The 23,805-nt window shown below is 73.3% G+C and carries 23 protein-coding genes and 8 tRNA genes; 13 read left to right on the top strand and 18 right to left on the bottom strand.

The genetic code is table 11. The features are described from left to right. Nucleotides 1–76: 76 nt before the first annotated feature. Both AC27L3_RS06330 and AC27L3_RS06325 read left to right on the top strand, forming a co-directional pair. Nucleotides 77–2,284 carry an elongation factor G-like protein EF-G2 gene (locus tag AC27L3_RS06330; RefSeq protein ID WP_487233022.1) on the top strand — a complete coding sequence of 736 codons (2,208 nt, stop codon included), beginning with the start codon at nucleotides 77–79 and terminating at the stop codon, nucleotides 2,282–2,284. Between the two features lie 201 nt (nucleotides 2,285–2,485). Next, nucleotides 2,486–4,141 (top strand): hypothetical protein, encoded by a 1,656-nt coding sequence (locus tag AC27L3_RS06325; RefSeq protein WP_487233021.1) that lies wholly within the window; start codon nucleotides 2,486–2,488, stop codon nucleotides 4,139–4,141. Nucleotides 4,142–4,177: 36 nt separating this feature from the next. Here AC27L3_RS06325 and AC27L3_RS06320 read toward each other — a convergent pair whose 3' ends face one another. The 6 genes from AC27L3_RS06320 to AC27L3_RS06295 all read right to left on the bottom strand — a co-directional run bounded on the left by AC27L3_RS06320 (nucleotide 4,178) and on the right by AC27L3_RS06295 (nucleotide 10,795). Then, on the bottom strand, nucleotides 4,178–5,404 hold the full coding sequence (locus AC27L3_RS06320; RefSeq protein WP_487233020.1) for a YncE family protein: 1,227 nt from the start codon (nucleotides 5,402–5,404) through the stop codon (nucleotides 4,178–4,180). After that, nucleotides 5,401–6,216: a polysaccharide deacetylase family protein gene (locus tag AC27L3_RS06315; RefSeq protein WP_487233019.1), complete on the bottom strand. Its 816-nt coding sequence runs from the start codon at nucleotides 6,214–6,216 to the stop codon at nucleotides 5,401–5,403. The genes AC27L3_RS06320 and AC27L3_RS06315 overlap by 4 nt, the downstream gene beginning before the upstream one ends. Nucleotides 6,217–6,315: 99 nt before the next feature. Further along, nucleotides 6,316–6,864, bottom strand: a complete 549-nt coding sequence (locus AC27L3_RS06310; protein ID WP_487233018.1) for an HIT family protein — start codon at nucleotides 6,862–6,864, stop codon at nucleotides 6,316–6,318. A 92-nt stretch (nucleotides 6,865–6,956) separates the two neighbouring features. After that, nucleotides 6,957–8,933, bottom strand: a complete 1,977-nt coding sequence (thrS, locus tag AC27L3_RS06305) for a threonine--tRNA ligase (RefSeq protein WP_487233017.1) — start codon at nucleotides 8,931–8,933, stop codon at nucleotides 6,957–6,959. A 114-nt stretch (nucleotides 8,934–9,047) separates the two neighbouring features. Continuing rightward, complete coding sequence (locus AC27L3_RS06300) at nucleotides 9,048–10,226, bottom strand: hypothetical protein (RefSeq protein WP_487233016.1); 1,179 nt, start codon at nucleotides 10,224–10,226, stop codon at nucleotides 9,048–9,050. Then, the gene (locus tag AC27L3_RS06295; RefSeq protein WP_487233015.1) at nucleotides 10,226–10,795 is read right to left on the bottom strand and encodes a DUF4365 domain-containing protein; all 570 of its coding nucleotides are present in this window, start codon (nucleotides 10,793–10,795) and stop codon (nucleotides 10,226–10,228) included. Before AC27L3_RS06295 ends, AC27L3_RS06300 begins: the two co-directional genes overlap by 1 nt. Nucleotides 10,796–10,970: 175 nt before the next feature. Here AC27L3_RS06295 and AC27L3_RS06290 point away from each other — a divergent pair, with 175 nt between their 5' ends. Continuing rightward, nucleotides 10,971–11,696, top strand: a complete 726-nt coding sequence (locus tag AC27L3_RS06290) for an exonuclease domain-containing protein (RefSeq protein ID WP_487233014.1) — start codon at nucleotides 10,971–10,973, stop codon at nucleotides 11,694–11,696. A gap of 82 nt (nucleotides 11,697–11,778) precedes the next feature. Here AC27L3_RS06290 and AC27L3_RS06285 read toward each other — a convergent pair. The 4 genes from AC27L3_RS06285 to AC27L3_RS06270 form a co-directional block, all read right to left on the bottom strand. Continuing rightward, nucleotides 11,779–11,850, bottom strand: a tRNA-Val gene (locus tag AC27L3_RS06285). A 64-nt stretch (nucleotides 11,851–11,914) separates the two neighbouring features. Next, nucleotides 11,915–12,397 (bottom strand): SRPBCC family protein, encoded by a 483-nt coding sequence (locus AC27L3_RS06280; protein ID WP_487233013.1) that lies wholly within the window; start codon nucleotides 12,395–12,397, stop codon nucleotides 11,915–11,917. A 69-nt stretch (nucleotides 12,398–12,466) separates the two neighbouring features. Beyond that, nucleotides 12,467–12,541 (bottom strand) — tRNA-Val (locus AC27L3_RS06275). Nucleotides 12,542–12,598: 57 nt separating this feature from the next. Further along, a complete protein-coding gene (locus AC27L3_RS06270; protein WP_487233012.1) occupies nucleotides 12,599–13,030 on the bottom strand; it encodes a TIGR02611 family protein in 432 nt (143 codons plus the stop codon). 192 nt (nucleotides 13,031–13,222) lie between these two features. Between AC27L3_RS06270 and AC27L3_RS06265 the strand changes: the two genes are divergently transcribed. Both AC27L3_RS06265 and AC27L3_RS06260 read left to right on the top strand, forming a co-directional pair. Next, nucleotides 13,223–13,636 carry an SsgA family sporulation/cell division regulator gene (locus tag AC27L3_RS06265; protein ID WP_003959770.1) on the top strand — a complete coding sequence of 138 codons (414 nt, stop codon included), beginning with the start codon at nucleotides 13,223–13,225 and terminating at the stop codon, nucleotides 13,634–13,636. Between the two features lie 235 nt (nucleotides 13,637–13,871). Continuing rightward, complete coding sequence (locus AC27L3_RS06260; protein WP_487233011.1) at nucleotides 13,872–14,432, top strand: CGNR zinc finger domain-containing protein; 561 nt, start codon at nucleotides 13,872–13,874, stop codon at nucleotides 14,430–14,432. Between the two features lie 18 nt (nucleotides 14,433–14,450). On the opposite strand, the gene AC27L3_RS06255 is transcribed toward AC27L3_RS06260, so the two are convergent. Further along, the gene (locus AC27L3_RS06255; protein WP_487233010.1) at nucleotides 14,451–14,612 is read right to left on the bottom strand and encodes a hypothetical protein; all 162 of its coding nucleotides are present in this window, start codon (nucleotides 14,610–14,612) and stop codon (nucleotides 14,451–14,453) included. 67 nt (nucleotides 14,613–14,679) lie between these two features. Continuing rightward, complete coding sequence (locus tag AC27L3_RS06250) at nucleotides 14,680–15,093, bottom strand: hypothetical protein (protein ID WP_487233009.1); 414 nt, start codon at nucleotides 15,091–15,093, stop codon at nucleotides 14,680–14,682. Between the two features lie 178 nt (nucleotides 15,094–15,271). Here AC27L3_RS06250 and AC27L3_RS06245 point away from each other — a divergent pair, with 178 nt between their 5' ends. Further along, on the top strand, nucleotides 15,272–15,781 hold the full coding sequence (locus AC27L3_RS06245) for a DsbA family protein (RefSeq protein ID WP_487233008.1): 510 nt from the start codon (nucleotides 15,272–15,274) through the stop codon (nucleotides 15,779–15,781). Between the two features lie 21 nt (nucleotides 15,782–15,802). Here AC27L3_RS06245 and AC27L3_RS06240 read toward each other — a convergent pair whose 3' ends face one another. Genes AC27L3_RS06240 through AC27L3_RS06230 form a run of 3 tightly spaced genes read right to left on the bottom strand, consistent with a single transcriptional unit; the run spans nucleotide 15,803 to nucleotide 18,521 of the window. Then, nucleotides 15,803–16,624 (bottom strand): GNAT family N-acetyltransferase, encoded by an 822-nt coding sequence (locus tag AC27L3_RS06240; protein ID WP_487233007.1) that lies wholly within the window; start codon nucleotides 16,622–16,624, stop codon nucleotides 15,803–15,805. A gap of 41 nt (nucleotides 16,625–16,665) precedes the next feature. Further along, nucleotides 16,666–17,487, bottom strand: a complete 822-nt coding sequence (locus AC27L3_RS06235; RefSeq protein WP_487233006.1) for an aminotransferase class IV — start codon at nucleotides 17,485–17,487, stop codon at nucleotides 16,666–16,668. After that, nucleotides 17,484–18,521 carry a chorismate-binding protein gene (locus tag AC27L3_RS06230; protein WP_487233174.1) on the bottom strand — a complete coding sequence of 346 codons (1,038 nt, stop codon included), beginning with the start codon at nucleotides 18,519–18,521 and terminating at the stop codon, nucleotides 17,484–17,486. Before AC27L3_RS06230 ends, AC27L3_RS06235 begins: the two co-directional genes overlap by 4 nt. Nucleotides 18,522–18,744: 223 nt before the next feature. Here AC27L3_RS06230 and AC27L3_RS06225 point away from each other — a divergent pair. From AC27L3_RS06225 to AC27L3_RS06200, 6 genes are all read left to right on the top strand, one after another. Beyond that, nucleotides 18,745–18,817: transfer RNA gene (locus AC27L3_RS06225), tRNA-Gly, on the top strand. 35 nt (nucleotides 18,818–18,852) lie between these two features. Next, nucleotides 18,853–18,926 (top strand) — tRNA-Cys (locus AC27L3_RS06220). A 1-nt stretch (nucleotide 18,927) separates the two neighbouring features. Continuing rightward, nucleotides 18,928–19,002: transfer RNA gene (locus AC27L3_RS06215), tRNA-Val, on the top strand. Between the two features lie 20 nt (nucleotides 19,003–19,022). Further along, nucleotides 19,023–19,094 (top strand) — tRNA-Val (locus AC27L3_RS06210). A gap of 20 nt (nucleotides 19,095–19,114) precedes the next feature. Beyond that, nucleotides 19,115–19,186, top strand: a tRNA-Val gene (locus AC27L3_RS06205). Between the two features lie 23 nt (nucleotides 19,187–19,209). Beyond that, a tRNA-Val gene (locus AC27L3_RS06200) sits at nucleotides 19,210–19,284 on the top strand. Nucleotides 19,285–19,472: 188 nt separating this feature from the next. On the opposite strand, the gene AC27L3_RS06195 is transcribed toward AC27L3_RS06200, so the two are convergent. Beyond that, complete coding sequence (locus AC27L3_RS06195; RefSeq protein ID WP_487233005.1) at nucleotides 19,473–19,691, bottom strand: hypothetical protein; 219 nt, start codon at nucleotides 19,689–19,691, stop codon at nucleotides 19,473–19,475. Between the two features lie 580 nt (nucleotides 19,692–20,271). On the opposite strand from AC27L3_RS06195, the gene AC27L3_RS06190 reads away from it, so the two are divergent. Next, nucleotides 20,272–21,504 carry a serine/threonine-protein kinase gene (locus tag AC27L3_RS06190; RefSeq protein ID WP_487233004.1) on the top strand — a complete coding sequence of 411 codons (1,233 nt, stop codon included), beginning with the start codon at nucleotides 20,272–20,274 and terminating at the stop codon, nucleotides 21,502–21,504. Nucleotides 21,505–21,681: 177 nt separating this feature from the next. On the opposite strand, the gene AC27L3_RS06185 is transcribed toward AC27L3_RS06190, so the two are convergent. Next, nucleotides 21,682–22,500, bottom strand: a complete 819-nt coding sequence (locus AC27L3_RS06185) for a TrmH family RNA methyltransferase (RefSeq protein WP_487233003.1) — start codon at nucleotides 22,498–22,500, stop codon at nucleotides 21,682–21,684. Between the two features lie 44 nt (nucleotides 22,501–22,544). Continuing rightward, the gene (gene cobA, locus AC27L3_RS06180) at nucleotides 22,545–23,768 is read right to left on the bottom strand and encodes a uroporphyrinogen-III C-methyltransferase (protein WP_487233002.1); all 1,224 of its coding nucleotides are present in this window, start codon (nucleotides 23,766–23,768) and stop codon (nucleotides 22,545–22,547) included. Between the last annotated feature and the right edge of the window lie 37 nt (nucleotides 23,769–23,805).

Raw genomic sequence — 23,805 nt, 5'->3', positions numbered from 1 at the left:
CGTGCGACGTATGGACGCAGCGTGACCACGGTGGAAAGCTCGAAGGACCGCAGGTGTCGACCGGAAGGCGAGACACATGGGCGAGAAGACGAGTACGCATCCAGGGGCCGCCGGCAGGGCGGTGACGGCCGACCGGCCCGGCAGCATCCGCAACGTGGTGCTGGTCGGCCACAGTGGCTCCGGCAAGACCACACTGGTCGAGGCGCTGGCCCTGACCACCGGCGCGGTCAACCGGGCCGGCCGGGTCGAGGACGGCTCGGCGCTCTCCGACTACGACGAGATCGAACACCGTCAGCAGCGCTCGGTACAGCTCTCCCTGGTGCCCGTGGAGTGGGAGGGCATCAAGATCAACCTGCTGGACACGCCCGGTTACGCCGACTTCGTCGGCGAACTGCGCGCCGGGCTGCGCGCGGCGGACGCCGCCCTCTTCGTGGTCTCCGCCGCCGAGGGCACCGAGGGCATCTCCGGCCCCACCCGCATGGTGTGGGAGGAGTGCGCGGCCGTGGGCATGCCGCGCGCCATCGTCGTCACCCACCTGGAGACGGCCCGCGCCGGCTTCGAGGAGATGACCGAGGCCTGCCGCACCGCGTTCGGCGGCGAGTCCGCCGAGAGCGTGCTGCCGCTGTACCTGCCCGTGCACGGGCCCGAGGGCCCCGACGGCCACCGCCCGGTCACCGGCCTCATCGGGCTGCTGACCGGCCGCGTCTTCGACTACTCCACCGGCACCCGGACCGAGTCCGGGCCCGGCCCCGAGGAACAGCCGCGCATCGAGGAGGCCCGCAACCGGCTCATCGAGGGCATCATCGCCGAGAGCGAGGACGAGACCCTCATGGACCGCTACCTCGGCGGCGAGGACATCGACGTCAAGACGCTCATCGAGGACCTGGAGCGCGCGGTCGCCCGCGGCAGCTTCCACCCCGTGCTCGCCGCCGCCCCCGCCGCCGAGGGCGCCCGCCACGGCCTGGGCACCGTCGAGCTGCTGGAGCTGATCACCGGCGGCTTCCCCACCCCCCTGGAGCGCACCGCCCCCGACGTCACCACCCCCGACGGCCGGGCGCGCCCGCGGCTGACCTGCGACCCGGCCGGCCCGCTGGCCGCCGAGGTCGTCAAGACCGCCTCCGACCCCTACGTCGGCCGCATCTCCCTCGTGCGCGTCTTCTCCGGCACCCTGCGGCCCGACGAGACCGTGCACGTCTCCGGCCACGGCCTGGAGGAGCGCGGCCACGAGAGCCACGACGTCGACGAGCGGGTCGGCGCGCTGTCCTCCCCCTTCGGCAAGCAGCAGCGCCAGCTGAGCCAGGCCGTCGCCGGCGACATCGCCTGCGTCGCCAAGCTCACCCGCGCCGAGACCGGCGACACCCTCTCCGGCCGCGACGAGCCGCTGCTGATGGAGCCCTGGCTGATGCCCGACCCCCTGCTGCCCGTCGCCATCCAGGCGCACAGCAAGGCGGACGAGGACAAGCTCTCCCAGGGCCTGGCCCGCCTCGCCGCCGAGGACCCCACGATGCGGCTGGAGCAGAACCCGGGCACCCACCAGGTCGTCCTGTGGTGCCTGGGCGAGGCGCACCGCGACGTCGCCCTGGAGCGGCTGCGCTCGCGCTACGGCGTCCAGGTCGACGTCGTCGCGCACAAGGTCTCGCTGCGGGAGACCTTCGCCACCAAGGCGGCCGGCCGCGGCCGGCACGTCAAGCAGTCCGGCGGCCACGGCCAGTACGCGATCTGCGAGATCGAGGTGGAGCCCCTGCCCGGCGGCTCCGGCATCGAGTTCGTCGACAAGGTCGTCGGCGGGGCCGTGCCCCGGCAGTTCATCCCCTCCGTCGAGAAGGGCGTGCGCGCCCAGGCCGCCAAGGGCGTGGCCGCCGGCTACCCCCTGGTCGACGTCCGCGTCACCCTCCTCGACGGCAAGGCGCACTCCGTGGACTCCTCCGACGCCGCGTTCCAGACCGCGGGCGCGCTCGCGCTGCGCGAGGCGGCGGCCGAGGCACGCATCCACCTGCTGGAGCCCGTCGCCGAGCTCCAGGTCCTCGTCGCGGACGAGTACGTCGGCCCGGTCATGAGCGATCTGTCGGGCCGCCGCGGCCGCGTCGTGGGCACGGAGCAGTCCGGTTCCGGCCGCACCCTGGTACGCGCCGAGGTGCCCGAGATCGAGATCGGCCGGTACGCGGTGGACCTGCGCTCGCTGTCGCACGGCACGGGCCGTTTCAGCCGCTCCTACGCCCGGCACGAGCCCATGCCGCCGCAGGTCGCCGAGCGCGTGCGCGAACAGGCCGACGACAGCGCGTAGTTCGCCGGCGCCACCGGAGAAAGGCGCCGGCCGCCCGCTCCAACTCCCCTGTCGGGGCGGGCGGCTTCCGGACTGCTTCGGGATCTCCACGACACGCACCGCCCGGCCCGGTTACGCTGAGCGTGCGGCCCATGACGCAACACCTGGGCCGCAGTCGGGAGAAGACCGGCGCAACCGGAGCGCACGGTATTGGGGGCGGCAGTGGCAGCAGGGGACGCGTTCGACTTCAGCCCGGGTGCACAGGTCCCGGTGTCCGGCGGGGCCGGCCAGACCGCGGCGACCTTCGCCCTGGCCTCGGCCGCCTACCGCGACGGCCCCGTCGACGAGCTGCTGAAGGCCAACTCCGACTGGGCCTCCTCGGAAGTGAAGAAGGCCCGCATCTCCCTCTTCGAGCCCAACTTCGGCGAGGCATTCGCCCGCGCCGTGCAGACCCGCATGCTGGGCGGCGGCCGGAAACCGCTCATCCAGTCCTTCGGACTGGAGCCACAGGTCATCGTCGAGCACTGCCTGGCGGCCAACCGCATCCGCAAGGAGCGCGACACCCGGCTGACGATCATCATGGTCGTCTGCGGGCTGCTCTTCCTGCCCGGCGTCCTGCTCTGGCTCGGCGCCTTCCAGCTGCGCCGCAGCCTCGCCGGCGCCCAGGACAAGCGCGCCGGCGCGCTGGGCACCGCCGTGCTCACCCTGCTGGGCATCGTCGTCGCAGTCCTGCTGATCAAGCTGCCCTTCGGGGGCCTGCTCAACCTGTACGTACGCGCCATGGTGATCGTGCCCGTCATCGGCGGCTACCTGGCCAAGACGGTGTGCGAGCGCACCGCCAGGGACCTGCGCGACCGCTGGAGCGGCCTCGTCGGCGGCAGCGCCGTCGCCGCCAAGATCCCCGAGGCCGTGCCCCGCGACCCCGGCCACAGCACCGCCGAGACCCTGCGCCAGAACCTGGTCAAGCTCTCCGCCGAACAGCGCAGCAACGTCGCCTTCTACGCCGGCCCCAAGGGCATCCTCGGCATGGGCACCCGCTGGGGCAGCTGGCAGCTCGCCGAGGACCTCGTCCCCGCCACCCCCGGCAAGGACATCACCCCCTTCCGCAGCTGGGACATCGTCCGCGCCGTCCACGACGACCTCAAGCTCCTGGAGCGCACCCCCATCAACAGCGGCGGCCTGACCGCCCCGCAGGTCGAGCACTGGGTCGTCGTCCCCATCGGCGAGGGCGCCGGCGCCGTCTCCCGGCCCGCCGGCACCGACGCCGCCTACCAGATACGCGGCACCCAGCTGCAGGACATCTGCGACAAGCAGCACTTCGGCAGCGGCGACCGGCACTACCTGGGCGTGCAGTTCGTCCTGTGGGACGGCCAGCTCGTCATCACCCTGCTGGTCAACGTCACCGTCCTGCACAAGACGCTGCGCATCGAGGTCACCGGCCACGCCCTCGGCCCCACCCACTCGCTCTTCAACAGCGGGCCCAAGAACCGCACCCAGACCTACCGCAAGGTGCTGAAGTTCTGGGAGAGCCGCACCCGCACGCTCGCCGTCGTCCCGCCCAAGGAAGTCGTACGGCTCGCCGCCCGCGCCCCCCTCACCTGGTACCCGCCGCTGCTGGAGTACTGGGGCGGCAAGCTGGTGCTGCCCGAGCCGTTCGGGCTGCGCCACGCCTGGGCGGACCAGCCCTGGCGGCACCGCTTCATGGCCGACGACGCGCTGCGCGCCGCCACCCCCGTCCTGCGCGTCGTGCACCAGGCGGCGCTGCGCGTCCTGGCCGACCACGGCGTGAACACCGAGCGCTTCGTCAACCGCGCCGGCACGCTCAGCGGCGCCGTCCAGGACCCGACGCCGCGCCGGGCGGACGTCTACAACGCGTAGCGCCCCGTAAGGGGCGAGCCCGCAACGGGCGTACGGCTAGCGGAAGATGCCCGTGTGGCCGAGCGAATAGCGGCCCGGCTGCGGATAGACGGCAAGGCCGTGCGGGCCGTCGCCCACCTTGATGCGGGCGATCTGATGCCCGTCGGTGGTGTCGATGGCGTACACCTCGCTGTTGTAACGGCCCGACAGCCACAGCACCTTGCCGTCCGCGGAGACGCCGCCCATGTCGGGGCTGCCGCCGTCCGGCAGCTCCCACTTCTTCACCAGCTTGCGGCTGGGCAGGTCGAGCACCGAGATGGAGCCCTCGCCGCGGTTGGAGATGTACATCGACTTCGAGTCGCGGCTGACGTACAGCCCGTGCGCGCCCTTGCCGGTGGGCATCAGCCACGGCTCGCCGAACTTGTCCCCGTCCAGCACCCAGACCCCGTCGGCCATCATGTCCGCGATGTACCAGGTCTTTCCGTCGGACGAGATCTTCACGTCCTGCGGCATGGCCCCGTCGAAGGGCAGCTTCTGCTGGTCGATCACCTTCATCTTCGCCGTGTCGACCTTCAGGAGTTCACCGGAGAACTCGCAGGAGACGATGAAGTACCGCCCGTCGGGCGAGAAGTCCGCGTGGTTGACCCCGAGGCAGTTGACGTGTTCCGTGCGGACCCGCTTCATGGTGTGCGCGTCGCGGAAGACCAGCTCCCGGTCCATCGACGCCATCACCACGGCGTACTTCCCGTCGGGAGTGAAGTAGAGGTTGTACGGGTCGTGCACCTCGACCGTCTTGCCCGCCTTGCCGGTGGCCGGATCGATCGGCGTGAGCGTGTGGCCCCGGTCGTTGTTGACCCACAGCGTCTTCAGGTCCCACGAGGGCACCACGTGCTGCGGCTGGTTGCCCACCGGGATCGTCTCGATGACCTTGTACGTCTTGGGGTCGATGACGCTGACCGTGTCGGACTCGGTGTTCGGCACGTACACCCGCGACGGGAAGTCCTTCACCACGGGCGACAGCGCATTCGGCCGGTCCGCCGCGTACAGGTCGTTGGGGTCGAGCAGCGGCGGCATGCCCGGCAGCCCCTGGGCGACGCCCCGGGCCGCGCCCTGGCCGCGCGAGCCCCGCCGCTCCCCCGCCGGCGGCCCGTCGTCCCCGCTGCCGCAGCCCGCCGCCAGGAGGGCGCACACGGTCGCGAGCAGCACGGCCCCGCGGACGCGGCGGGAGCGGGAAGAGTAACCGGGACGGAGGCGTCCTGTGCGGTGATGCGAGAACTGGATCATCGGGTCAGCAGCTCCGTAGTCGTCACCGCACGCAGGCCGCGGCGGTGCAGGCCGTCGAGGATCGCGGGCAGTGCGGCGAGGGTGCCGGCGTGCCCGAAGTGCAGACTGACCACCGAACCCGGCCGCACCGCGTTCAACACGGTACGCCGGACCGCCTCGGCGCCCGGGTCGGTGAAGTCGAGCGAGTCCACGTCGTACGACAGGACGTGCGAATACCCGGCCCGGCGGGCCAGCCGGACCACCTGATCGGTCGCCCGCCGGGCGCGCGACGGCCGGAACCAGCGGCCGATGCCCCCCGTGAGCCTGCGCAGCCGCTCGGCGCACTCGGTGATCTCGGCGTAGGCGGCCTTCTCCGACATCGAACAGATGCTCAGGTGGCGCATGGTGTGGTTGCCGAGCTCGTGCCCACCGTCCAGCACCCGCCGGGCCAGCTGCGGTTCGGCGTCGAGCCAGGTGCCCACGGCCAGCACGGTGATCCGCGCGCCGGCCCGTTCGACCTCCGACAGCACGGCCGTCGCCGCCTTCGCGTCACCCGCACCGTGGAAGGTGAGCGCCACGGCCCGCGCCCCGCGCGGGCCATGGTCGATCTGCGCGGGCAGCCCCGGCGGCAGCCGGGGCAGCGTCAGCGGCGCTCCCGGCAGCGCGGCGGCCCCCGTGCCGCCGGCCTTCGAACCGGAGGGCGCCGGCACGCCCGGCCGGTGGCCGGCGGCCGGACGGTCACCGCCGCATCCCGCGGCAGCGGCCCCGGCGGCCCCGGCCAGGGCACTGCCCATGGCCGCGCGCAGCACGGTGCGACGGTGGAGGAAGGTCACCGTCCCATTAGAGCCCTTTTAAAAATAATCAGTGCGATTTGCCCGTTTTTGGGTAGGGCGTGTCCTGTCCCGTCGGGGCCATGACCGATTCCTGCCCGTCTACGCGCTCGGCCAGACGTCGGCGAGCATCTTGCGGGTGTCGGCGAGGAGCTGGGGCAGCACCTTGGTGTGGCCGACGACGGGCATGAAATTGGTGTCGCCGCCCCAACGGGGAACGATGTGCTGGTGGAGGTGGGCGGCGATGCCGGCGCCGGCGGTCGTCCCCTGGTTCATGCCGATGTTGAAGCCGTGGGCCCCGGAAGCCGTTCGGAGCGCCTGCATCGCGCGCTTGGTGAAGTCGGCGAGCTCGACGGTCTCGTCGTCGTCCAGCTCGGTGTAGTCGGCGACATGACGGAACGGCACGATCATCATGTGCCCGCCGTTGTACGGGTAGAGGTTGAGCACCGCGTAGACGCGCTCGCCACGGGCGACGACGAGCCCGTCCTCGTCGCTCTTGGCCGGGATCGAGCAGAACGGGCATCCGTCCCCGGCGCCGGGACCGGTGGGCTTGTTCTCCCCTTGGATGTACGCCATCCGGTGGGGGGTCCACAGGCGCTGGAACGCATCGGGCGCCCCGACTCCGAACTGCTGCTCCGGCTCACTCGTCATGGGGGAAGCATATGCCCCGGCGGCGGGCGCACAGCGGCGAGGGGCGGCCCGAATGGACCGCCCCTCAGAGCCCCGCGGGCGCGGGGATCGGGTCACACCTGCGTGCGACGCTCCACCACGTCGACAAGCTTCGCCAGCGCCTGGTCACGCGGGACGCCGTTCTCCTGCGAACCGTCGCGGTAGCGGAAGGAGACCGTGCCCGCGTTCATGTCGTCGTCACCGACGATGATCATGAACGGCACCTTGGACTTCTGCGCGTTCCTGATCTTCTTCTGCATGCGATCCGAGGACGCGTCGACCTCCACGCGCAGGCCCTGCTTCTTCGCCTCGGCGGCGAACTCCTGCAGGTACTCGACGTGGGCGTCGCCGACCGGGATGCCCATCGCCTGCACCGGGGCCAGCCATGCCGGGAAGGCGCCCGCGTAGTGCTCCAGGAGCACCGCGAAGAAGCGCTCGATCGAGCCGAACAGCGCGCGGTGGATCATGACCGGCCGCTGCTTGCTGCCGTCCGCCGCCGTGTACTCCAGGTCGAAGCGCTCGGGGAGGTTGAAGTCGAGCTGGATGGTCGACATCTGCCAGGTGCGGCCGATGGCGTCCTTCGCCTGCACCGAGATCTTCGGGCCGTAGAACGCCGCGCCGCCCGGGTCGGCGACGAGCTCCAGGCCCTGCTTCTCGGCCACCTTGCGCAGCGTCTCGGTGGCTTCCTCCCACGCCTCGTCCGAGCCGACGAACTTCTCCGGGTCCTTGGTGGACAGCTCCAGGTAGAAGTCGTTCAGGCCGTAGTCGCGCAGCAGGTCCAGCACGAAGGTGAGGGTGCGGTCGAGCTCCTCGCCCATCTGCTCGCGGGTGCAGTAGATGTGCGCGTCGTCCTGGGTGAAGCCGCGGGCCCGGGTCAGGCCGTGCACGACGCCCGACTTCTCGTACCGGTAGACCGTGCCGAACTCGAAGAACCGCAGCGGCAGCTCACGGTACGAACGCCCCCGCGCGTCGAAGATCAGGTTGTGCATGGGGCAGTTCATGGGCTTGAGGTAGTAGTCCACGCCCTCGTCGAGCTGCATGGGCGGGTACATGCCGTCGGCGTACCAGTCCAGGTGGCCCGAGGTCTCGAACAGCGCGCCCTTGGTCGCGTGCGGGGTGTAGACGAACTCGTAGCCCTCCTCCTCGTGCCGCTTGCGGCTGTAGTCCTCCATGACCCGGCGGACGATGCCGCCCTTGGGGTGGAAGACCGCGAGGCCCGAGCCGATCTGCTCGGGGACGGAGAAGAGGTCGAGCTCGGAGCCGAGCTTGCGGTGGTCGCGCTTCTCGGCCTCGGCGAGGAACTCCAGGTACGCCTTGAGCTCGTCCTTCGACGGCCAGGCGGTGCCGTAGATGCGCTGGAGCATCGGGTTCTTCTCGCTGCCGCGCCAGTACGCGGCGGCGTTGCGCATCAGCTTGAACGCCGGGATCAGGCGGGTGGTGGGCAGGTGCGGACCGCGGCAGAGGTCCTTCCAGCACAGCTCGCCCGTCTTCGGGTCGAGGTTGTCGTAGATGGTGAGCTCGCCGGCGCCCACCTCGACGTTCGCGCCCTCTTCCTGGGCGGCGGAGCCCTTGAGGCCGATCAGCTCCAGCTTGTACGGCTCGTCGGCCAGCTCCTCGCGGGCGGCCTCGTCGGTCACGGCGCGGCGGGCGAACTTCTGGCCGCGCTTGACGATCTCCTGCATCTTCTTCTCGATGAGCTTGAGATCGTCGGGGGTGAAGGGCTTCTCGACGTCGAAGTCGTAGTAGAAGCCGTCCTTGACCGGCGGGCCGATGCCCAGCTTGGCCTCGGGGAAGAGCTCCTGCACGGCCTGGGCCATGACGTGGGCGGTCGAGTGGCGCAGGATGTTCAGGCCGTCCTCGGAGGAGACCTCGACGGGCTCGACCTCCTCGCCGTCGGCGACGACGTAGGTGAGGTCCTTCAGCTCGCCCGCGACCCGCGCGGCCACGACGGTGCGCTCGCCGGCGAAGAGGTCGGCGGCCGTAGTGCCCGTCGTCACCACGCGCTCTTCCCGCTCGGAATCGCGTTGGATGATCACACGGACGTCTGACACCGGACTCTCCTGACGTATGAGGCGCGGCAGCGGTCGCTGCGCGCCTGAATCGTACCGAGCCCGGCGCCGTGGTCGCTAAACGGTTACGGGGTGGCCCGGCGGGGATCCGCGGGGTCAGTCGGCGTCGAGGTTGTCGTGGAGGGAGTGCAGGGACTTCAGCAGCCGGTCCCGCTCGGCCGCGTCGACCCGGGCGGGCAGCAGGTCGTGGGCGTCGGCCAGGCGGCGGAAGCCGCCGCGGCTCTCCAGGCGGCCGCGGACGGTGATGGGGACCCCGGCGAGGTGGGCGTGGCCGGCGAGGCGGTAGTCGTCCTCGCCGAGGGTGGCCCGCACCCGGTCGACCTCGGCGCCGGCCAGGACGCGCAGGCGTACGGTGCCGGCGCCGTCCGGGCCCTCCCGGCGCAGCCTGACGACCGCGGCGGTCAGGTGGACGGGCAGCGGGGGTTCGGCGCGGACGTAGCGGGCGCCGGCCTCGCGCAGGGCGGGCAGGTCGCCGGGGGAGAACTCGACGGGTTCGGGGCGGGCGGCGAAGCCGGGGGGCGGGCCGGCGGCCGGGGCCCACTCGACGGCGATGCGCACCCCCTGGGTGCCGCTGACCAGGGTGACGAGAGCGTCGGTGAGCTCGCGGCACACGCCCGCCTCGACGGCGGCGTCGAAGGCGTCGCCGCGGCCGGTGGCGCGGCGGTAGTCGGTGGCGTCCCGGGCGGCCTGCAGGGCGCGCAGCACGGTGGTGGCCAGGGTCCGGCCGCCCTCGGGCGGGGCGTCGGCGAGGGGGACGTGGACGACGAGCTCGCGGCCGTCGTCGACGGGGCCGGTCAGCAGGCCGGCGAGGACGGCCTCGGCGCGGCGGCGGTGGCGGGCGCCGTGGAAGCCGGTGCGGGTGCCGGCGGCGCGGGCGGCGGCGGTGCGGGCCGCGGCGAGCAGCAGGGCGCGGGCGCCGGTGCGCAGCTCCTCCTGGGCGCTCCAGGCCGTGGCGGGGGCGCGGGTCCCGGGGATCTCGCGCCACCAGTGGATCTCGTCGGCGGTGCGGTGCAGGGCGGCGAGGACGGCGCGGGCGGAGGGTGCGGCGCTGTGCTCCAGGGCGGCCAGGGCCTCGGTGAGCAGGTCGGCGCTGTCGGGGTAGGCGCGGCCGTCCGGTACGAGGAGGCTGGTGCCGGCGCCGGGTCCGGCGGGCGGCGTCCAGCGGGTGTAGCGCCCGGGCTGCCCGCCGCGCCGGTGCCAGCCGTGCCGGGCGAGGAGGGCGGCGAGGACCGCGGGGTCCGGGGGGCGGGGACGGGCGTCGTCGCTGGGGCGCATCAGGGTCTCCCTCCCGCCCCGACCCGGGTCATGATCTCGCACAGGGCGCGGTCGTCGAAGACGCGCGTGGTCGGGATCCGCACGGTGGTCCTGCGCCGGCCGGTGACGGGGTGGCCGGCGAGGTTGATCCAGTAGCAGCAGTGGCGCAGTTCGAGGTGGTCGTGGCCGGCGTGCAGCCAGTCGTGGCGGGCGCGGGGCACGATCATCACGACGAGGATCTTGTGGACGGAGACCGGGGTGCGGGCGAGCTTGGCCAGGTGGTCGTTGTCCAGGGTCAGCGGGAAGGTGCGGCCGGGCCGGGGCGGCACCTGGTAGGTGCTCTTGAGCTGCACCTTGATGGTGACCTCGTCGTCGGTGGTGTGCCCGGGGGCGCTGTGGCTGACGTGCCAGTCGATGCCGTTGTCGGGGTAGGGCTGGGCGAGTGAGCAGCCGGCGGCGGCCGCCACGGCGTGCAGGTAGCCGACCTGGAGGATCTCCATGCAGGCGGTGGTGGCGAGGCTGCCGCGGGGGACGTCGGGGTGCCCGGGGGCCGCCCGGTCGGGGGCGGGGTCGGGCTGAGCGAGCGCCATGTCCGAAAAGCCTTCCGGGCTCGCCGGTCCTTGTCTCGTGCAGGTCGTACATCTGTGTTGTCTCCAGACGAACTCCCCGGCAAACGGCGGCGGTTCGCCGGGCGTGGCGGCCGGGTATCACCTGGCGGGGAGGGGGAATCACGCCATGTTCGGTACAGATGCGAGGAGTTGGGTCATGCCGTGCTGGTTCGAGGGGCCGCTCGCCGCCTTCGACACCGAGACGACCGGTGTGGACGTGGAACGGGACCGGATCGTCTCGGCGGCGTTCGTCACGCAGTCGCAGGCCGGGGCCGCTCCGGTGACCACGCGGTGGCTGGTGAACCCGGGGGTGCCGGTGCCGGAGGAGGCCACGGCGATACACGGGTTGAGCGAGGAGCACCTGCAGCACCACGGGCGCTGGCCGGCGCCGGTGATGGAGGAGGTCGCCCGGGGGCTGGCGGCGCACGCGGCCCGGGGCATACCCCTGGTGGTGATGAACGCGCCGTTCGACCTGACGCTGCTGGACCGGGAGTTGCGCCGGCACCGGGCGTCGTCGCTGGCGGGGTATCTGGGGGGTGCGCCGCTGTGCGTGCTGGACCCGTGGGTGCTGGACCGCCACCTGGACCGCTACCGCAAGGGCCGCCGTACGCTGACGGATCTGTGCGCCCATTACGGGGTGGAGCTGCACGGGGCGCACGACGCGGCGGCCGACGCGCTGGCCGCGCTGGAGGTGGTGCGGACGGTGGGGCGGCGCTTCGCCTCACGGCTGGAGCGGCTGAGCCCGGCGGAGCTGCACGCGCGGCAGGCGGTGTGGCATGCGGCGCAGGCGCGGGGGCTGCAGGCGTGGTTCGCCCGCAACGGTTCGGAGGAGGAGTGCGATCCGGCGTGGCCGCTGCGTCCGCTGATGCCGGCCGCGGCCTGAGCGGGGCTGCCCGGAGCAGATCTTGTGGAGTGGGACAACGCGCAAGGCCGGTCCGTCGGTTGACGGACCGGCCTTGTGGCGGTGGGCGATACTGGGATCGAACCAGTGACCTCTTCGGTGTGAACGAAGCGCTCTCCCGCTGAGCTAATCGCCCGGGATCCGCTGCCGTGGTCTCCCCCGGCAACGCAGTGAACAATACAGGTCGCGGCGGCCGATCATCAAATCCCCCGGCCCGGGCCCGCCAGCAGGGCGCGCAGGCCGCGGTGTCCGGCGCGCATCATCCAGGCGTGATTGGCGGTGAACAGGGGGCGGCAGGGCACGGCGAGGCGGCGCAGCGAGGGTTTGCGCACCTCGACGTCCTCCTCGAAGCGGGCGGCGCTGCCGCCGGTGCCGTGCGGGACGACGCTCCAGGCGGCCCAGCCGTCGAGGTCGCCGCACATGACGATCTCCAGGGCGCGCTCGCCGGGGTCGCGGCGGGTCTCGCGGGCGGTGAGGACGAGGTCGTAGGGCAGGACGGAGCGGATGCGCAGGATGCCGGTGACGGCGTCGAGGCGGCGGACCTCGCGGACCTGGGGCCACCAGGCGGGGTAGCCGTCGGCGTCTTCGAGGGCGGCGTAGACCGCGTCGGGGGGTGCGGGCAGGATCCACCGGCCGCGGAAGCGGTAGTGGTGGGGTGAGGGCAGGCGGCGCGGGGGCGGCATGACGCCAGGGCACACCAATGGACCGAGGGTCCGCAAGGGGGTGTCTTCCCCTTGCGGACCCTCGGTCGGTGGTGGGCGATACTGGGATCGAACCAGTGACCTCTTCGGTGTGAACGAAGCGCTCTCCCGCTGAGCTAATCGCCCGGGCGCACCGCAAACATTACCGCATGTCAGAGGGTGCACAGAACCGCCCCTGCGCGGTCAGCGCATCGCGCGCCAGGGCGGCTGCAGGCCGTAGGCGGCGATGTAGAAGCCGGCCAGGACGCCGACGACGACCAGGCCGCAGACGGTCAGGATGATGTTGCGGCGGCGCACCCGGGGGTCGAGGGCGCGCTGGGCCGCCTCGGTGACCTTGCGCTTGGTCCAGCGCAGCACGAGCTGGGCCCAGACGAACTCGGTCGCCCAGATGGCCATGCCGGCGAAGATCACCAGCCAGCCGGGGCCCGGCAGCGGCAGCATGATCACGCCGGCGACGACGACGGCGAGGCCGACGACGAAGACGCCGACCTGCCAGCTCAGGTGCAGGGGCCGGGAACTCCTGACGAAGTGCGGGGCACGGGAGCCGAGCCCCCGGGCGGGCTCCCCGGGGCCCTCGGGGGCGGGGGCCTGATGCTGGTCACTCTCCGCGTTCATGGCGCCCAACGTACCCGGACGTGCCGGATCTCACCGGATCGGCGGTACCGGCGTCGCGGCGACTGGGCCGTCCGAGGTATCCGAACAGCCTCAAAACGGTCAGAGGGGTTTACAACGGCACCGTAGGTGGCATGTCGATTTCGCCGACGTGCGAATCCCCGAGCGCACACTGAGCGAAAGGCCATGGCGCTTATGAACACCACGGTCAGCTGCGAGCTGCACCTGCGCCTCGTTGTGTCGAGCGAATCGTCACTGCCTGTCCCCGCAGGCCTGCGGTACGACACGGCCGATCCGTATGCCGTGCACGCCACCTTCCACACCGGAGCCGAGGAGACCGTCGAGTGGGTCTTCGCCCGGGACCTCCTCGCGGAGGGCCTGCACCGGCCCACGGGCACCGGAGACGTCCGGGTCTGGCCGTCCCGCAGCCACGGCCAGGGCGTCGTCTGCATCGCGCTGAGCTCCCCGGAGGGCGAGGCGCTCCTGGAAGCCCCGGCGCGGGCCCTGGAGTCGTTCCTGAAGCGGACCGACGCCGCCGTCCCGCCGGGCACCGAGCACCGTCACTTCGACCTGGACACCGAGCTCTCGCACATCCTGGCCGAGAGCTGATGCCGGGCAGGAGCTGATCGAGGGCGCGCCGGCCCACTCGGGGAGGCCGCGCGCAGGACGTGAGAGGAAGCCGGCGGATTCCGCCGGAGGACATCGCTTCACGGCCCGCCACGGCGCCGTCGTCACGCGAAGAGCGTGAGGGCGGCGCCGTGGCGCTGTGGAGCCGCTAGAGTCTGCTCCCCGCGGTCGAACATTTGCCGCCCCGTCTCGGACCGGCCAGGGGAGCGAACGATCCGTGATCGTCAACCACGACACCCGGCGCACGCTCGACTGCGTCGTCGACCTGCTCAACACCGACCTCGGTGCGGAGCCCGGCCCCGGCCCGGACAGCCCGGCCGTGCTGCGGGAGTTCGTCGCCCGGCACGGGATCGACGGCATCGACGCGTTCGGCGAGGCGGAGCTGGCGGCCGTACGGGCCGTGCAGGAACGCTTCGCCCGCGCGTTCGACGCGCCGGACGACGCCGCGGTGGCCGAGCAGCTCAACGCCCTGGTGGCCGGGGCGGGCACCACCCCCCGGCTCACCGACCACGACGGTCACCCCTGGCACGTGCACTACTTCGCCCCCGGCGCCTCGCTCGCCGAGCACCTGGCGGCGGACGGCGGCATGGCGCTGGCGTTCCTGCTGGTGGAGGGCGAGCGGGAGCGGCTGCGGCGGTGCGTGGCCCCGGGCTGCGGGCGGGCCTTCGTCGACTTCTCGCGCAACCGCTCGCGCCGCTACTGCGACGGCCGCACCTGCGGCAACCGCCTGCACGTGGCCGCCTACCGGGCGCGCCGCCGCGAGGCCGGCCGGGACTGAAGCCCGGGCGGGTCGGCGTCACCAGCGGTAGAGGTCGTGCACGGCGGTCAGCAGGATCAGCGTCGCGATGAAGGTCAGGAAGAACATCAGCGGTGGCTGGGAGAGGGCGAACAGGCAGCCGCGGGGCTCGTCGGTGAGGTGCTGTGCAGGGTCGTCGATCGGTGCGGGGTCGTCGTTCATCGCCGCCAGATCATGACGCAGCCACGTCGGGCGCAGGCCCAACGTGTCACTCGTGAGGAGGAGTTCGTCAGATTCCGTGCTTCTTGAGGATCGCTTCGATGTCCGAGAAGTCCTCGGCGGGAGCGGCCCCGGACTGCCGTGTGCCGCGGGGTGCGGAGACGGCGGGCGCGGAGGCGGCGGGCGGTACGGCGGGCGGCTGCGCACCGGTGGCCGCGGCCCGGCGGGAGCGCCGGCGACCTGCGGCCCGGCTGATCGCGAACAGCGCGGCCGACAGCGCGAGGACGCCGAAGCCGGCCCAGACGGTCGGCTTGAGCACCAGGTCGGTGAGCCAGTCGGTGATCCCGGTCAGCACGAGCCCGACGGGGATCAGGGCCCAGGCCGCGATGCGGGTGGCGGCCAGGAAGCGCCGGCGGTAGGCGGTCAGCAGGGCGATGCCCAGGCCGGCCGCGGAGATCGCGGCGCATACGGTCGAGGTCAGCATCGTCTCTCCTCCTGCCCGGGGGCGCTGTCCTTCCATCGTGCACCTGCCGCCGGCCGGGGGGCCACGATGCGCGGGCGAGCCGGGGAAATATCCGTCGGACCCTTAAGGGGCGCACCGGGGCCGAGCGGCCGCGCAGGCCGCGGCGGCGACGGCCGGTGGGGGCTGGAAGACTGGCCCCATGAGCGAAACCCACACCTCCCCCGTCGTCCTGGACGTCTGGTGCGAGCTGCAGTGCCCCGACTGCCACCAGGCCCTGGAGGACATCCGCGCGCTGCGCGCCCGCTACGGCGACCGGCTGGAGATCCGGCTGCGGCACTTCCCGCTGGAGAAGCACAAGCACTCCTACGCCGCCGCGCAGGCCGCGGAGGAGGCGGCCGAGCAGGGCAAGGGCTGGGCGTACGCGGAGGCGGTGCTGGCCCGCACCGCCGACCTGGCCTCGCACGGCGAGAAGGTGCTGCTGGAGGTGGCCCGGGAGCTGGGCCTGGACGCCGAGGAGATCGACACGGCGCTGATCGACGGCCGGCACACGCTGACCGTGGACGCCGACCACGCCGAGGGCAAGGCGATCGGGGTGACGGGGACGCCGACGTACGTCATCGGCGACGAGCGGCTGGACGGCGGGCAGAGCCAGGATGGCCTGCGCGAGCGCGTCGAGGAGATCGCCGACCGGCTGCTGGCGCAGGGCTGAGCCCCAGGCGGCCCCGGGCCGTCAGTGCAGGATCTTGTACAGGTGGAACCGGGTCGCCCGGTAGCCGAGCGACTCGTACAGCCGCAGGGCCGGGGTGTTGCCGGCGAAGACGCTGAGCGCGATCGCACGGCCGCCCGCCGCCAGGGCCTCGCGCTCGGCGAGGTGCATCAGCGTGCGCCCGTGACCCCGGCCGCGGTGCTCCGCGGGCACCCGGACCTCGTGGACGTACGCCTCCTCCTCCCGCAGGGCCAGCCACAGCGTGCCCACGTCGGTGCCCTCGTGGCGCAGGACGCGCAGGACGACGCCGGGCGTGGTGCTCCCGTGCGGCAGGAGCAGCGCCTGCTCGCGCTCGGCCTTGGCCGCGGCCTGCTCCGCGGGCACCCCGCGCCCGGCCCACTCCGCCGCGCACTGCGCCCGGCCCGCCGCCTGCCAGGCGGCGAACTCCTCCTCGGCCAGGGGCCGGGCGGTGCTGCCGGGCGGCAGGGCGGGCGGGGCGGCGAGCGGCTTGTTCAGCGAGCGGCTGCGCTCGACGTAGCCGAGGGCGCCCGCCAGGCCCAGGGCGGTGGTGGCGGGCGCCGGGACGTCGATCGAGATCTGGGTGCAGCCCCAGCCGCGCAGCACCTCCTCCGCGGCCAGCGCGGCGACGGTGCCGCGCCCCCGGTGCCGGTCGCGCTCGTCGATGACGAGCCCCGTTATGCGGCCGAAGCGGGGGCCGAAGCACGGGTCGGTGGCGATGGTGAGGCTGCCGACGGGCCGGCTGTTGACGCACACCTCGTAGGGGCGGGACCTGCCGCCGTCCTCGGTGCGCAGTTCCGGGGCGGTGGGGCGCAGCGTGGTGGTCACGCTGGTGTTGTACCGGCCCGGGGGCTGCGCGTCATGGGGATTTACGGATCGATGTCCGCGGCCGAGCGTTCGGCGAAGGTCCGCACGGCCTTGGCGGTCACCGGCCCCGGAGTGCCGGGCAGGTGGCGGCCGTCGACGGTGTGCACGGCCTGGACGTCGCGCAGGGAGGAGGTCAGCAGGATCTCCTCGGCCCGCTCCAGGACGTCGAAGGGCAGGTCGGTCTCCTTGGCGCCGGTCCACTCCAGCAGCAGGGCGCGGGTGATGCCGGGCAGGCAGCCGGAGGACAGCGGCGGGGTGTGCAGCTCGCCGTCGAGGACGACGAAGACGTTGGAGCCGGTGCCCTCGCACAGGGCGCCGACGGTGTTGGCGAACAGGGCCTCGCTGGCGGCGTGCCGGTGGGCCTGGGCCAGGGCGACGACGTTCTCGGCGTACGAGGTGGACTTGGCCCCCGCCAGGGCGCCGCGCTCGTTGCGGGTCCAGGGGACGGTGACGACCGCGGTGCTGCCCGGCCGGGGGGTGTGCTCGGCGAGGGCGACGACGAGGGTGGGGCGCAGGGTGCCGCGGTCGGAGCCGAGCGGGGCGACGCCGCCGGTGTAGGTGATCCGCAGCCGGCCGAGCGGCATGGGGTTGGCGGCGAGGACGGCGTCGGCGGCCCGGCGGATCTCGTCGCGGTCGGGCTCGGGCAGGCCCAGCAGCCGGGCCGAGGCGGCGAGCCGGTCGAGGTGGCGGGTCATCGCGAAAGCGCGGCCGTCGGTGGCCTTGAGCGTCTCGAAGACGCCGTCGCCCACCGTGAGCCCGTGGTCGAAGACCGAGACATGGGCGCTGTCCGCGTCGCGGAGCTGGCCGTCGTACCAGATCATCACCGTGTCGTCCCTCCTGCCGGCTGGTGTCGGCCCGACGCTATCGCGAGCAGGCGGGCGGCCTTCAGCTCCGTCTCGGCCCACTCGCGCTCGGGGTCGGAGCCCCAGGTGATGCCGGCGCCGGTGCCGAAGCGCAGGACGGGGCCGCCGGGGGCGGTGCGCTCGATCCAGAAGGTGCGGATGCCCACCGCCAGCTCGCCGGTGCCCCGGTCGGCGTCGACCCAGCCGATGCCGCCGCAGTAGGGGCCGCGGGGGGCGGTCTCCAGGGCCTCGATGATGTCGAGGGCGCTGGCCTTGGGTGCGCCGGTGACGGAGCCGGGCGGGAAGGTGCCGGCCAGCAGCTCGGGCCAGCCGGCGCCGTCGGCGAGCTCGCCGCGGACGGTGGAGACGAGGTGGACCAGGCCCGGGTGCGGTTCGACGGCGCACAGCTCGGGCACGGTCACCGAGCCGGTGGCGCAGACGCGGCCGAGGTCGTTGCGGACCAGGTCGACGATCATCACGTTCTCGGCGTGGTCCTTCTCCAGCAGGTCCGCGGCGGTGCGACCGGTGCCCTTGATGGGGCCGGACTCCACCGTGCGGCCGGTGCGGCGCAGGTACAGCTCGGGCGAGGCGGTGGCGATCTCGATGCCGTGGGCGGGCAGCCGCACGGTGCCCGCGTACGGGGCGGGGTTGCCGTGGGCCAGGAGCGCGGTCAGGGCGTCGACGTCGGCGCGGTCGGGGTCGGGCAGGGGCGCGCTCAGCACGCGGCAGAGGTTGGCCTGGTAGACCTCGCCGGCGGCTATGTGCTCGCGGATGCGGCGGACGCCCGCGACGTAGCCGTCCCGGTCCAGGGAGCTGGTCCACTGCTCGGGCGCGGGTCCGTGCCAGGCCCGCGCGTCGGGCAGGGGCGGGGCGGGGCGCACGTCGCCGAAGCGGGCGCAGCGCAGTCCGCCCTCGAAGTCGGCGACCACGGCCCACCAGCCGCTGGATTCCAGGGCCGCCGGGTCGCTGGTGACGTCGCGCAGATCGGTGGCGAGCAGGCCGCCGAAGCGGGCCATCGGGGAGGCCGCCTGGGAGAGCGCAGTAGGGAGGCTGTGCACGTCATCGAGTCTATGGGGCACCCCTGGGGCGGGTCCGGGCGGCGCAGCGCGGGGGCCGTGGGGAGCGTTCCGGGAAGGATCAGCGCAGCATGCTGGGCAAACGGAATTTGAGCTGGCGCCGGAATCCGCTAAAGTTCAACACGTCGCCGGGACGCGGAAGCGCTCCGGAGATGCAAGACCTGCGGACATAGCTCAGTTGGTAGAGCACCACCTTGCCAAGGTGGATGTCGCGAGTTCGAGTCTCGTTGTCCGCTCGATGTGGGGGATCTTCCCGAACCCCCACTCCGTTGGTGGAGTGGCCGAGAGGCGAGGCAACGGCCTGCAAAGCCGTCTACACGGGTTCAAATCCCGTCTCCACCTCCAAGGACGATTAGCTCAGCGGGAGAGCGCTTCCCTGACACGGAAGAGGTCACTGGTTCAATCCCAGTATCGTCCACCAGGTCCGTAATGGATCTACCCGCGCGATTAGCTCAGCGGGAGAGCGCTTCCCTGACACGGAAGAGGTCACTGGTTCAATCCCAGTATCGCGCACGCGGCACCAGCAGCATCCCGGACGATTAGCTCAGCGGGAGAGCGCTTCCCTGACACGGAAGAGGTCACTGGTTCAATCCCAGTATCGTCCACCGAGGCCCTCACCGGCCTCCCCGCGCGATTAGCTCAGCGGGAGAGCGCTTCCCTGACACGGAAGAGGTCACTGGTTCAATCCCAGTATCGCGCACCATCCTCGGCCCGGGCCGGAGCATCCATGCTCCGGCCCGGGCCTTTTGCGTATCCGATGAGCCCATGGAAACTCGACGGCCGGGTACCTCCCCAGGTACCCGGCCCGTCGTGCCGTCCGCCGCACCCCCGTCCCCACGGGGTCCGGCCGCATTGCCCGGCCCGGGCCGCTCTTCCCGGGCCGCGGGGCGCTCAGCGCCCCAGCAATCCGGCCACGGACGACGCCTGTGCGACCACGGCGTCCCAGCCGCCGAAGACGACCGCGAGCAGTGCCGCGAGCGGCAGCACCATGGCGGCCGCGACGAGCGGGTGCCGGGTCGGGGCGGAAGGCGGGGGGAAGCCGTCGCCGAGGGCGTCCACGGCCCGCTGGCCGTGCGCCCGGGCGCTCCCGCGCCCCGCCACGTCCGGCATCCTCCGCTCCTTCCGTCTCCCGTACGTCGTGTGGGGCGACGGGCACCTGACCTCGGGGGACGAGTGTGCGTGCCCGTCGCTTGCCCTCACCCTAGGCGCGAGCGCCCCGGCCCGGCGTCATGCCCGCGTACCCCTCGGCGTTCTCCGAGAGGATGACAGCGGCCCGGCGAGGTACTCCCAGGGGTGGAGAGGCCCCTCCCCCGGTGAATTCGATCACTTCCCGGCCGCACCGGCGGCCGCCCGTGCGGTGGTGCCGGGCCGGGCCCGTACCTGCTCGCGTCATACGTTCGACTCCCCCGGCCGGCCGCCCGGCCGGACGGCCCCGCGCAGGGGCCGGAACCGGCCAAAACCCTTGGCCCGCCGGGCGCTTGAACACCGGACCGCCCCGGCCCGGCCGTTCCCGGCGCGACGACCCGGACGGGGCCGGGCGCGGCCGTGGCCGCCACCGGCCGGTGGCGGGCAATCCGGTCGCCGACGCATGCGCGGCCTCGCAGCACGACCGTCCGTCAATCCGTAAGCTGTGCCACGTCAGAGGCCGGGCAGCTGTGTGGGGCAGCCCCACCGGAGGTAGGGGACGAAGATGACGATGATGCGGCTCCGGCGCGAGGACCCGCGTGTCGTCGGCAATTTCCGGCTGCACCGCCGGCTCGGCGCGGGCGGCATGGGCGTGGTCTACCTGGGATCCGACCGGCGCGGACAGCGCGTGGCGCTGAAGGTGATCCGCCCCGACCTGGCGGAGGACCAGGAGTTCCGCTCCCGCTTCGCCCGCGAGGTCTCCGCCGCCCGGCGGATTCGCGGCGGCTGCACGGCGCGGCTGGTGGCCGCGGATCTGGAGGCCGACCGTCCGTGGTTCGCGACGCAGTACGTGCCCGGGCCCTCGCTGCACGACAAGGTCAACGAGGAGGGGCCCCTGTCGGCCGCTCAGACCGCCTCCATCGGCGCCGCGTTGGCCGAGGGACTGCTGGCCGTGCACGACGCGGGCGTCGTCCACCGCGACCTCAAGCCCTCCAACATCCTGCTGTCCCCCAAGGGCCCGCGGATCATCGACTTCGGCATCGCCTGGGCCACCGGGGCCAGCACGCTCACGCACGTGGGCACGGCGGTCGGCTCGCCGGGCTTCCTCGCGCCCGAGCAGGTCCGGGGCGCCGCGGTGACCCCGGCCACCGACGTCTTCGCCCTGGGCGCCACGCTCGCCTACGCGGCGACCGCCGACTCCCCCTTCGGGCAGGGCAGTTCCGAGGTCATGCTCTACCGGGTGGTCCACGAGGAACCCCAGCTCATGGCCGTCCCCGACGCGCTCGCCCCGCTCATCCACGCCTGCCTGGCCAAGGACCCCGAGGAGCGGCCGAGCACACTGCAGCTGTCCCTGCGGCTGAAGGAGATCGCCGCCCGCGAGGCGCACGGCATCGGCGAGGGCCGGCCGCCGTCGCCGCGCCGCGAACCCGACCGGCCCTCGGCCCGCCGGGCGGCGGATTACGAGCGCCAGCGCACCGAGCGCCGCCCCGGCAGCTCGCCGACGCCCCGCCCCGGCCCGGCGGCGGGCCGCCCGGCACCGCAGGCGGCCCCGGCCGGCCGCGGCCGGCCGGTACCCACGCGCCCCATGCCGCGCCGCGGCGCCGACCGCGCCGGATCCCGGACGGGCGCGGGGCCCCGCCGCCCGGGCCCGGACCGGGGCCTGCTGCGCCAGCGGCTGATCGTCTTCGTGGTGGTCACACTGCTGGTGGCGCTGGGCATCGCGGCGGCCCAGGGCTGCCAGGGCCCCTCCCACTCCCAGGGCAAGCCCCACCGGACGGCGGTCGCCGGCACGCCGTAGCCCGCGCCTTCCGGCGGACCTCCGTCATGCGGGGCGCCCCGTCAGGGGCGCGGGGCGGTATCGATCTGCGGCTACCGCCGCGTGGGCGCGACAAGCCACGACGCTCCCGCAGGTGCGGTGTCGGCTGCAGGCCGTCCGTGGCCGATCGCGCAGTTCCCCGCGCCCCTACGGGCGCCGTCAGGCCGGGGCGCGGCCCGCTGTGACCGCGTAGAAGGCCACCGCCGCCGCGGCGCCCACGTTGAGGGAGTCCACGCCGTGGGCCATCGGGATGCGCACCCATTCGTCCGCCGCGCGCAGCGCGCGGGGGGTCAGGCCGTCGCCCTCGGCGCCCAGCATCAGGGCCACCCGCTCCAGGCGGTGCGGGGCGGCGTCGTCCATGGAGGTGGCCCGCTCGTCGGGGGTCAGGGCCAGGACCTTGAAGCCCGCCTCGCGCACGGCCTCCAGGTCGCGCGGCCAGTCCTCCAGCCGGGCGTAGGGGACGGAGAAGACGGCGCCCATGGAGACCTTCACCGAGCGCCGGTAGAGGGGGTCGGCGCAGTCCGGGGAGAGCAGCACGGCGTCCATGCCGAGGGCTGCGGCGCTGCGGAAGATGGCGCCGATGTTGGTGTGGTCGTTGACGCGTTCCATCACCACCACGCGGCGCGCGGTGGTGAGCAGGTCGCCGGCGGCCGGCAGGGTCCTGCGCTGCATCGAGGCCAGGGCACCGCGATGGACGTGATAGCCCGTCACCTGCTCGGCCAGCCGGGGCGTGACGACGTAGACCGGGGCCTCGGACTCCTCGATGACGTCCTGCATCACCTCGACCCACTTGGCCGACAGCAGCATCGACCGCATGGCGTACCCCGCCTGCAGGGCGCGCCGGACGACCTTCTCGCCCTCGGCGATGAACAGGCCCTCGGCGGGCTCGCGGCGGCGGCGCAGTTCGACGTCGGTCAGGCCGGTGTAGTCGTGCAGGCGGGGGTCGTCGGGGTCGTCGATGGTGATGAGCTCGGCCATGCTGTGGTGCTTTCCCGGTCTGTCCGTGGGGTGATGGGGGGAGATCAGCTGTGCGGTCCGTCCGGGCCGACCGCCGTCACCTCGCCGATGACGATGACGGCGGGCGGGCGTATGCCCTCGGTCCGTACCCGCTCCCCCACCGTCGCGAGGGTGGCGTCCACCCGGCGCTGGGCGGCGGTGGTGCCTTCCTGGACGACGGCGACGGGCGTGCCGGCGGGGCGGCCGTGGCCGATGAGGGTGTCGGCGATGGCGGGGATGTTCTCGACGGACATCAGCAGCACGAGCGTGCCCGTGAGCCGGGCCAGCGCGGCCCAGTCCACGCGCGAGCGCGGGTCGTCGGGGGCCACGTGGCCGCTGACCACGGTGAACTCCTGCGCCAGGCCCCGGTGCGTGACGGAGATCCCGGCCGCGGCGGGCACGCTGATGGAGCTGGAGATGCCGGGCACGACGGTGCAGGGGATGCCGTGCTCGGCGAGCGCCTGCACCTCTTCCATGCCGCGGCCGAAGACGAACGGGTCGCCGCCCTTGAGGCGCACCACGGCCTTGCCCGCCTTGGCGTGCTCGATCAGCGCCTCGTTGATGGCCTCCTGGGCCATGGAGCGGCCGTAGGGGATCTTGGCGGCGTCGATGACCAGGACGTGCGGGGGCAGTTCGTCGAGCAGGTCGCGCGGGCCGAGCCGGTCGGCGATGACGACATCCGCCTCCGCCAGCAGCCGGCGGCCGCGCACGGTGATCAGGTCGGGGTCGCCGGGACCGCCGCCGACCAGGGCGACACCCTTGGCCCGGGCCCGGTGGTGCGGGGCGGCGAGCGTTCCGTCGCGCAGGCCCTCGACGACGGCGTCCCGCACGGCGGCGGAACGGCGCGGGTCCTGCCCGGTGAGGACGGCGACGGTGACCCCGGCGGCGCGCCCGGTGGCGGGCGTCCAGGCCGTGGCCGCCTCGGCGTCGTCGCTGCGCACGGCCCACACCCGGCGGGCCTCGGCCTCGGCGGAGGCCGCCGCGTTGGCGTCGGCGTCGTCGGTGCTGATCAGCGCGTACCAGGCGCCGTCCAGGTCGCCCTCGCGGTACCGGCGGCGCTCCCAACGCACCTCGCCCGCCGTGACCATGGCCTCGACGGAGGGGGTGACGGAGGGCGAGACGAGGAGCACGTCGGCTCCGGCGGCCACCAGGCCCGGCACCCTGCGCTGGGCGACCTGACCGCCGCCGAGCACGACGACGCGGCGACCGGCGAGACGCAGTCCGACGGGATAGGGCAAAGGCTCTGCCATGGTGCGGGCTCCTCTGACAAATGCGCTGGTGGGGACA

It is taken from the genome of Streptomyces sp. PKA51 (genome assembly GCF_057552455.1).
The sequence above is the reverse complement of the archived record's forward strand: the minus strand, read 5'-3'. Positions and strand labels throughout refer to the sequence as shown.

Coding starts and splice junctions, on each gene's coding strand:
- AC27L3_RS06330 (WP_487233022.1), top strand. CDS start 77: ATGGGCGAGAAGACGAGTACGCATCCAGGGGCCGCCGGCAGGGCGGTG.
- AC27L3_RS06320 (WP_487233020.1), bottom strand. CDS start 5,404: ATGATCCAGTTCTCGCATCACCGCACAGGACGCCTCCGTCCCGGTTAC.
- AC27L3_RS06310 (WP_487233018.1), bottom strand. CDS start 6,864: ATGACGAGTGAGCCGGAGCAGCAGTTCGGAGTCGGGGCGCCCGATGCG.
- AC27L3_RS06300 (WP_487233016.1), bottom strand. CDS start 10,226: ATGCGCCCCAGCGACGACGCCCGTCCCCGCCCCCCGGACCCCGCGGTC.
- AC27L3_RS06295 (WP_487233015.1), bottom strand. CDS start 10,795: ATGGCGCTCGCTCAGCCCGACCCCGCCCCCGACCGGGCGGCCCCCGGG.
- AC27L3_RS06290 (WP_487233014.1), top strand. CDS start 10,971: ATGCCGTGCTGGTTCGAGGGGCCGCTCGCCGCCTTCGACACCGAGACG.
- AC27L3_RS06280 (WP_487233013.1), bottom strand. CDS start 12,397: ATGCCGCCCCCGCGCCGCCTGCCCTCACCCCACCACTACCGCTTCCGC.
- AC27L3_RS06270 (WP_487233012.1), bottom strand. CDS start 13,030: ATGAACGCGGAGAGTGACCAGCATCAGGCCCCCGCCCCCGAGGGCCCC.
- AC27L3_RS06265 (WP_003959770.1), top strand. CDS start 13,223: ATGAACACCACGGTCAGCTGCGAGCTGCACCTGCGCCTCGTTGTGTCG.
- AC27L3_RS06255 (WP_487233010.1), bottom strand. CDS start 14,612: ATGAACGACGACCCCGCACCGATCGACGACCCTGCACAGCACCTCACC.
- AC27L3_RS06250 (WP_487233009.1), bottom strand. CDS start 15,093: ATGCTGACCTCGACCGTATGCGCCGCGATCTCCGCGGCCGGCCTGGGC.
- AC27L3_RS06245 (WP_487233008.1), top strand. CDS start 15,272: ATGAGCGAAACCCACACCTCCCCCGTCGTCCTGGACGTCTGGTGCGAG.
- AC27L3_RS06230 (WP_487233174.1), bottom strand. CDS start 18,521: ATGGCCCGCTTCGGCGGCCTGCTCGCCACCGATCTGCGCGACGTCACC.
- AC27L3_RS06195 (WP_487233005.1), bottom strand. CDS start 19,691: ATGCCGGACGTGGCGGGGCGCGGGAGCGCCCGGGCGCACGGCCAGCGG.
- AC27L3_RS06190 (WP_487233004.1), top strand. CDS start 20,272: ATGACGATGATGCGGCTCCGGCGCGAGGACCCGCGTGTCGTCGGCAAT.
- AC27L3_RS06185 (WP_487233003.1), bottom strand. CDS start 22,500: ATGGCCGAGCTCATCACCATCGACGACCCCGACGACCCCCGCCTGCAC.
- cobA (WP_487233002.1), bottom strand. CDS start 23,768: ATGGCAGAGCCTTTGCCCTATCCCGTCGGACTGCGTCTCGCCGGTCGC.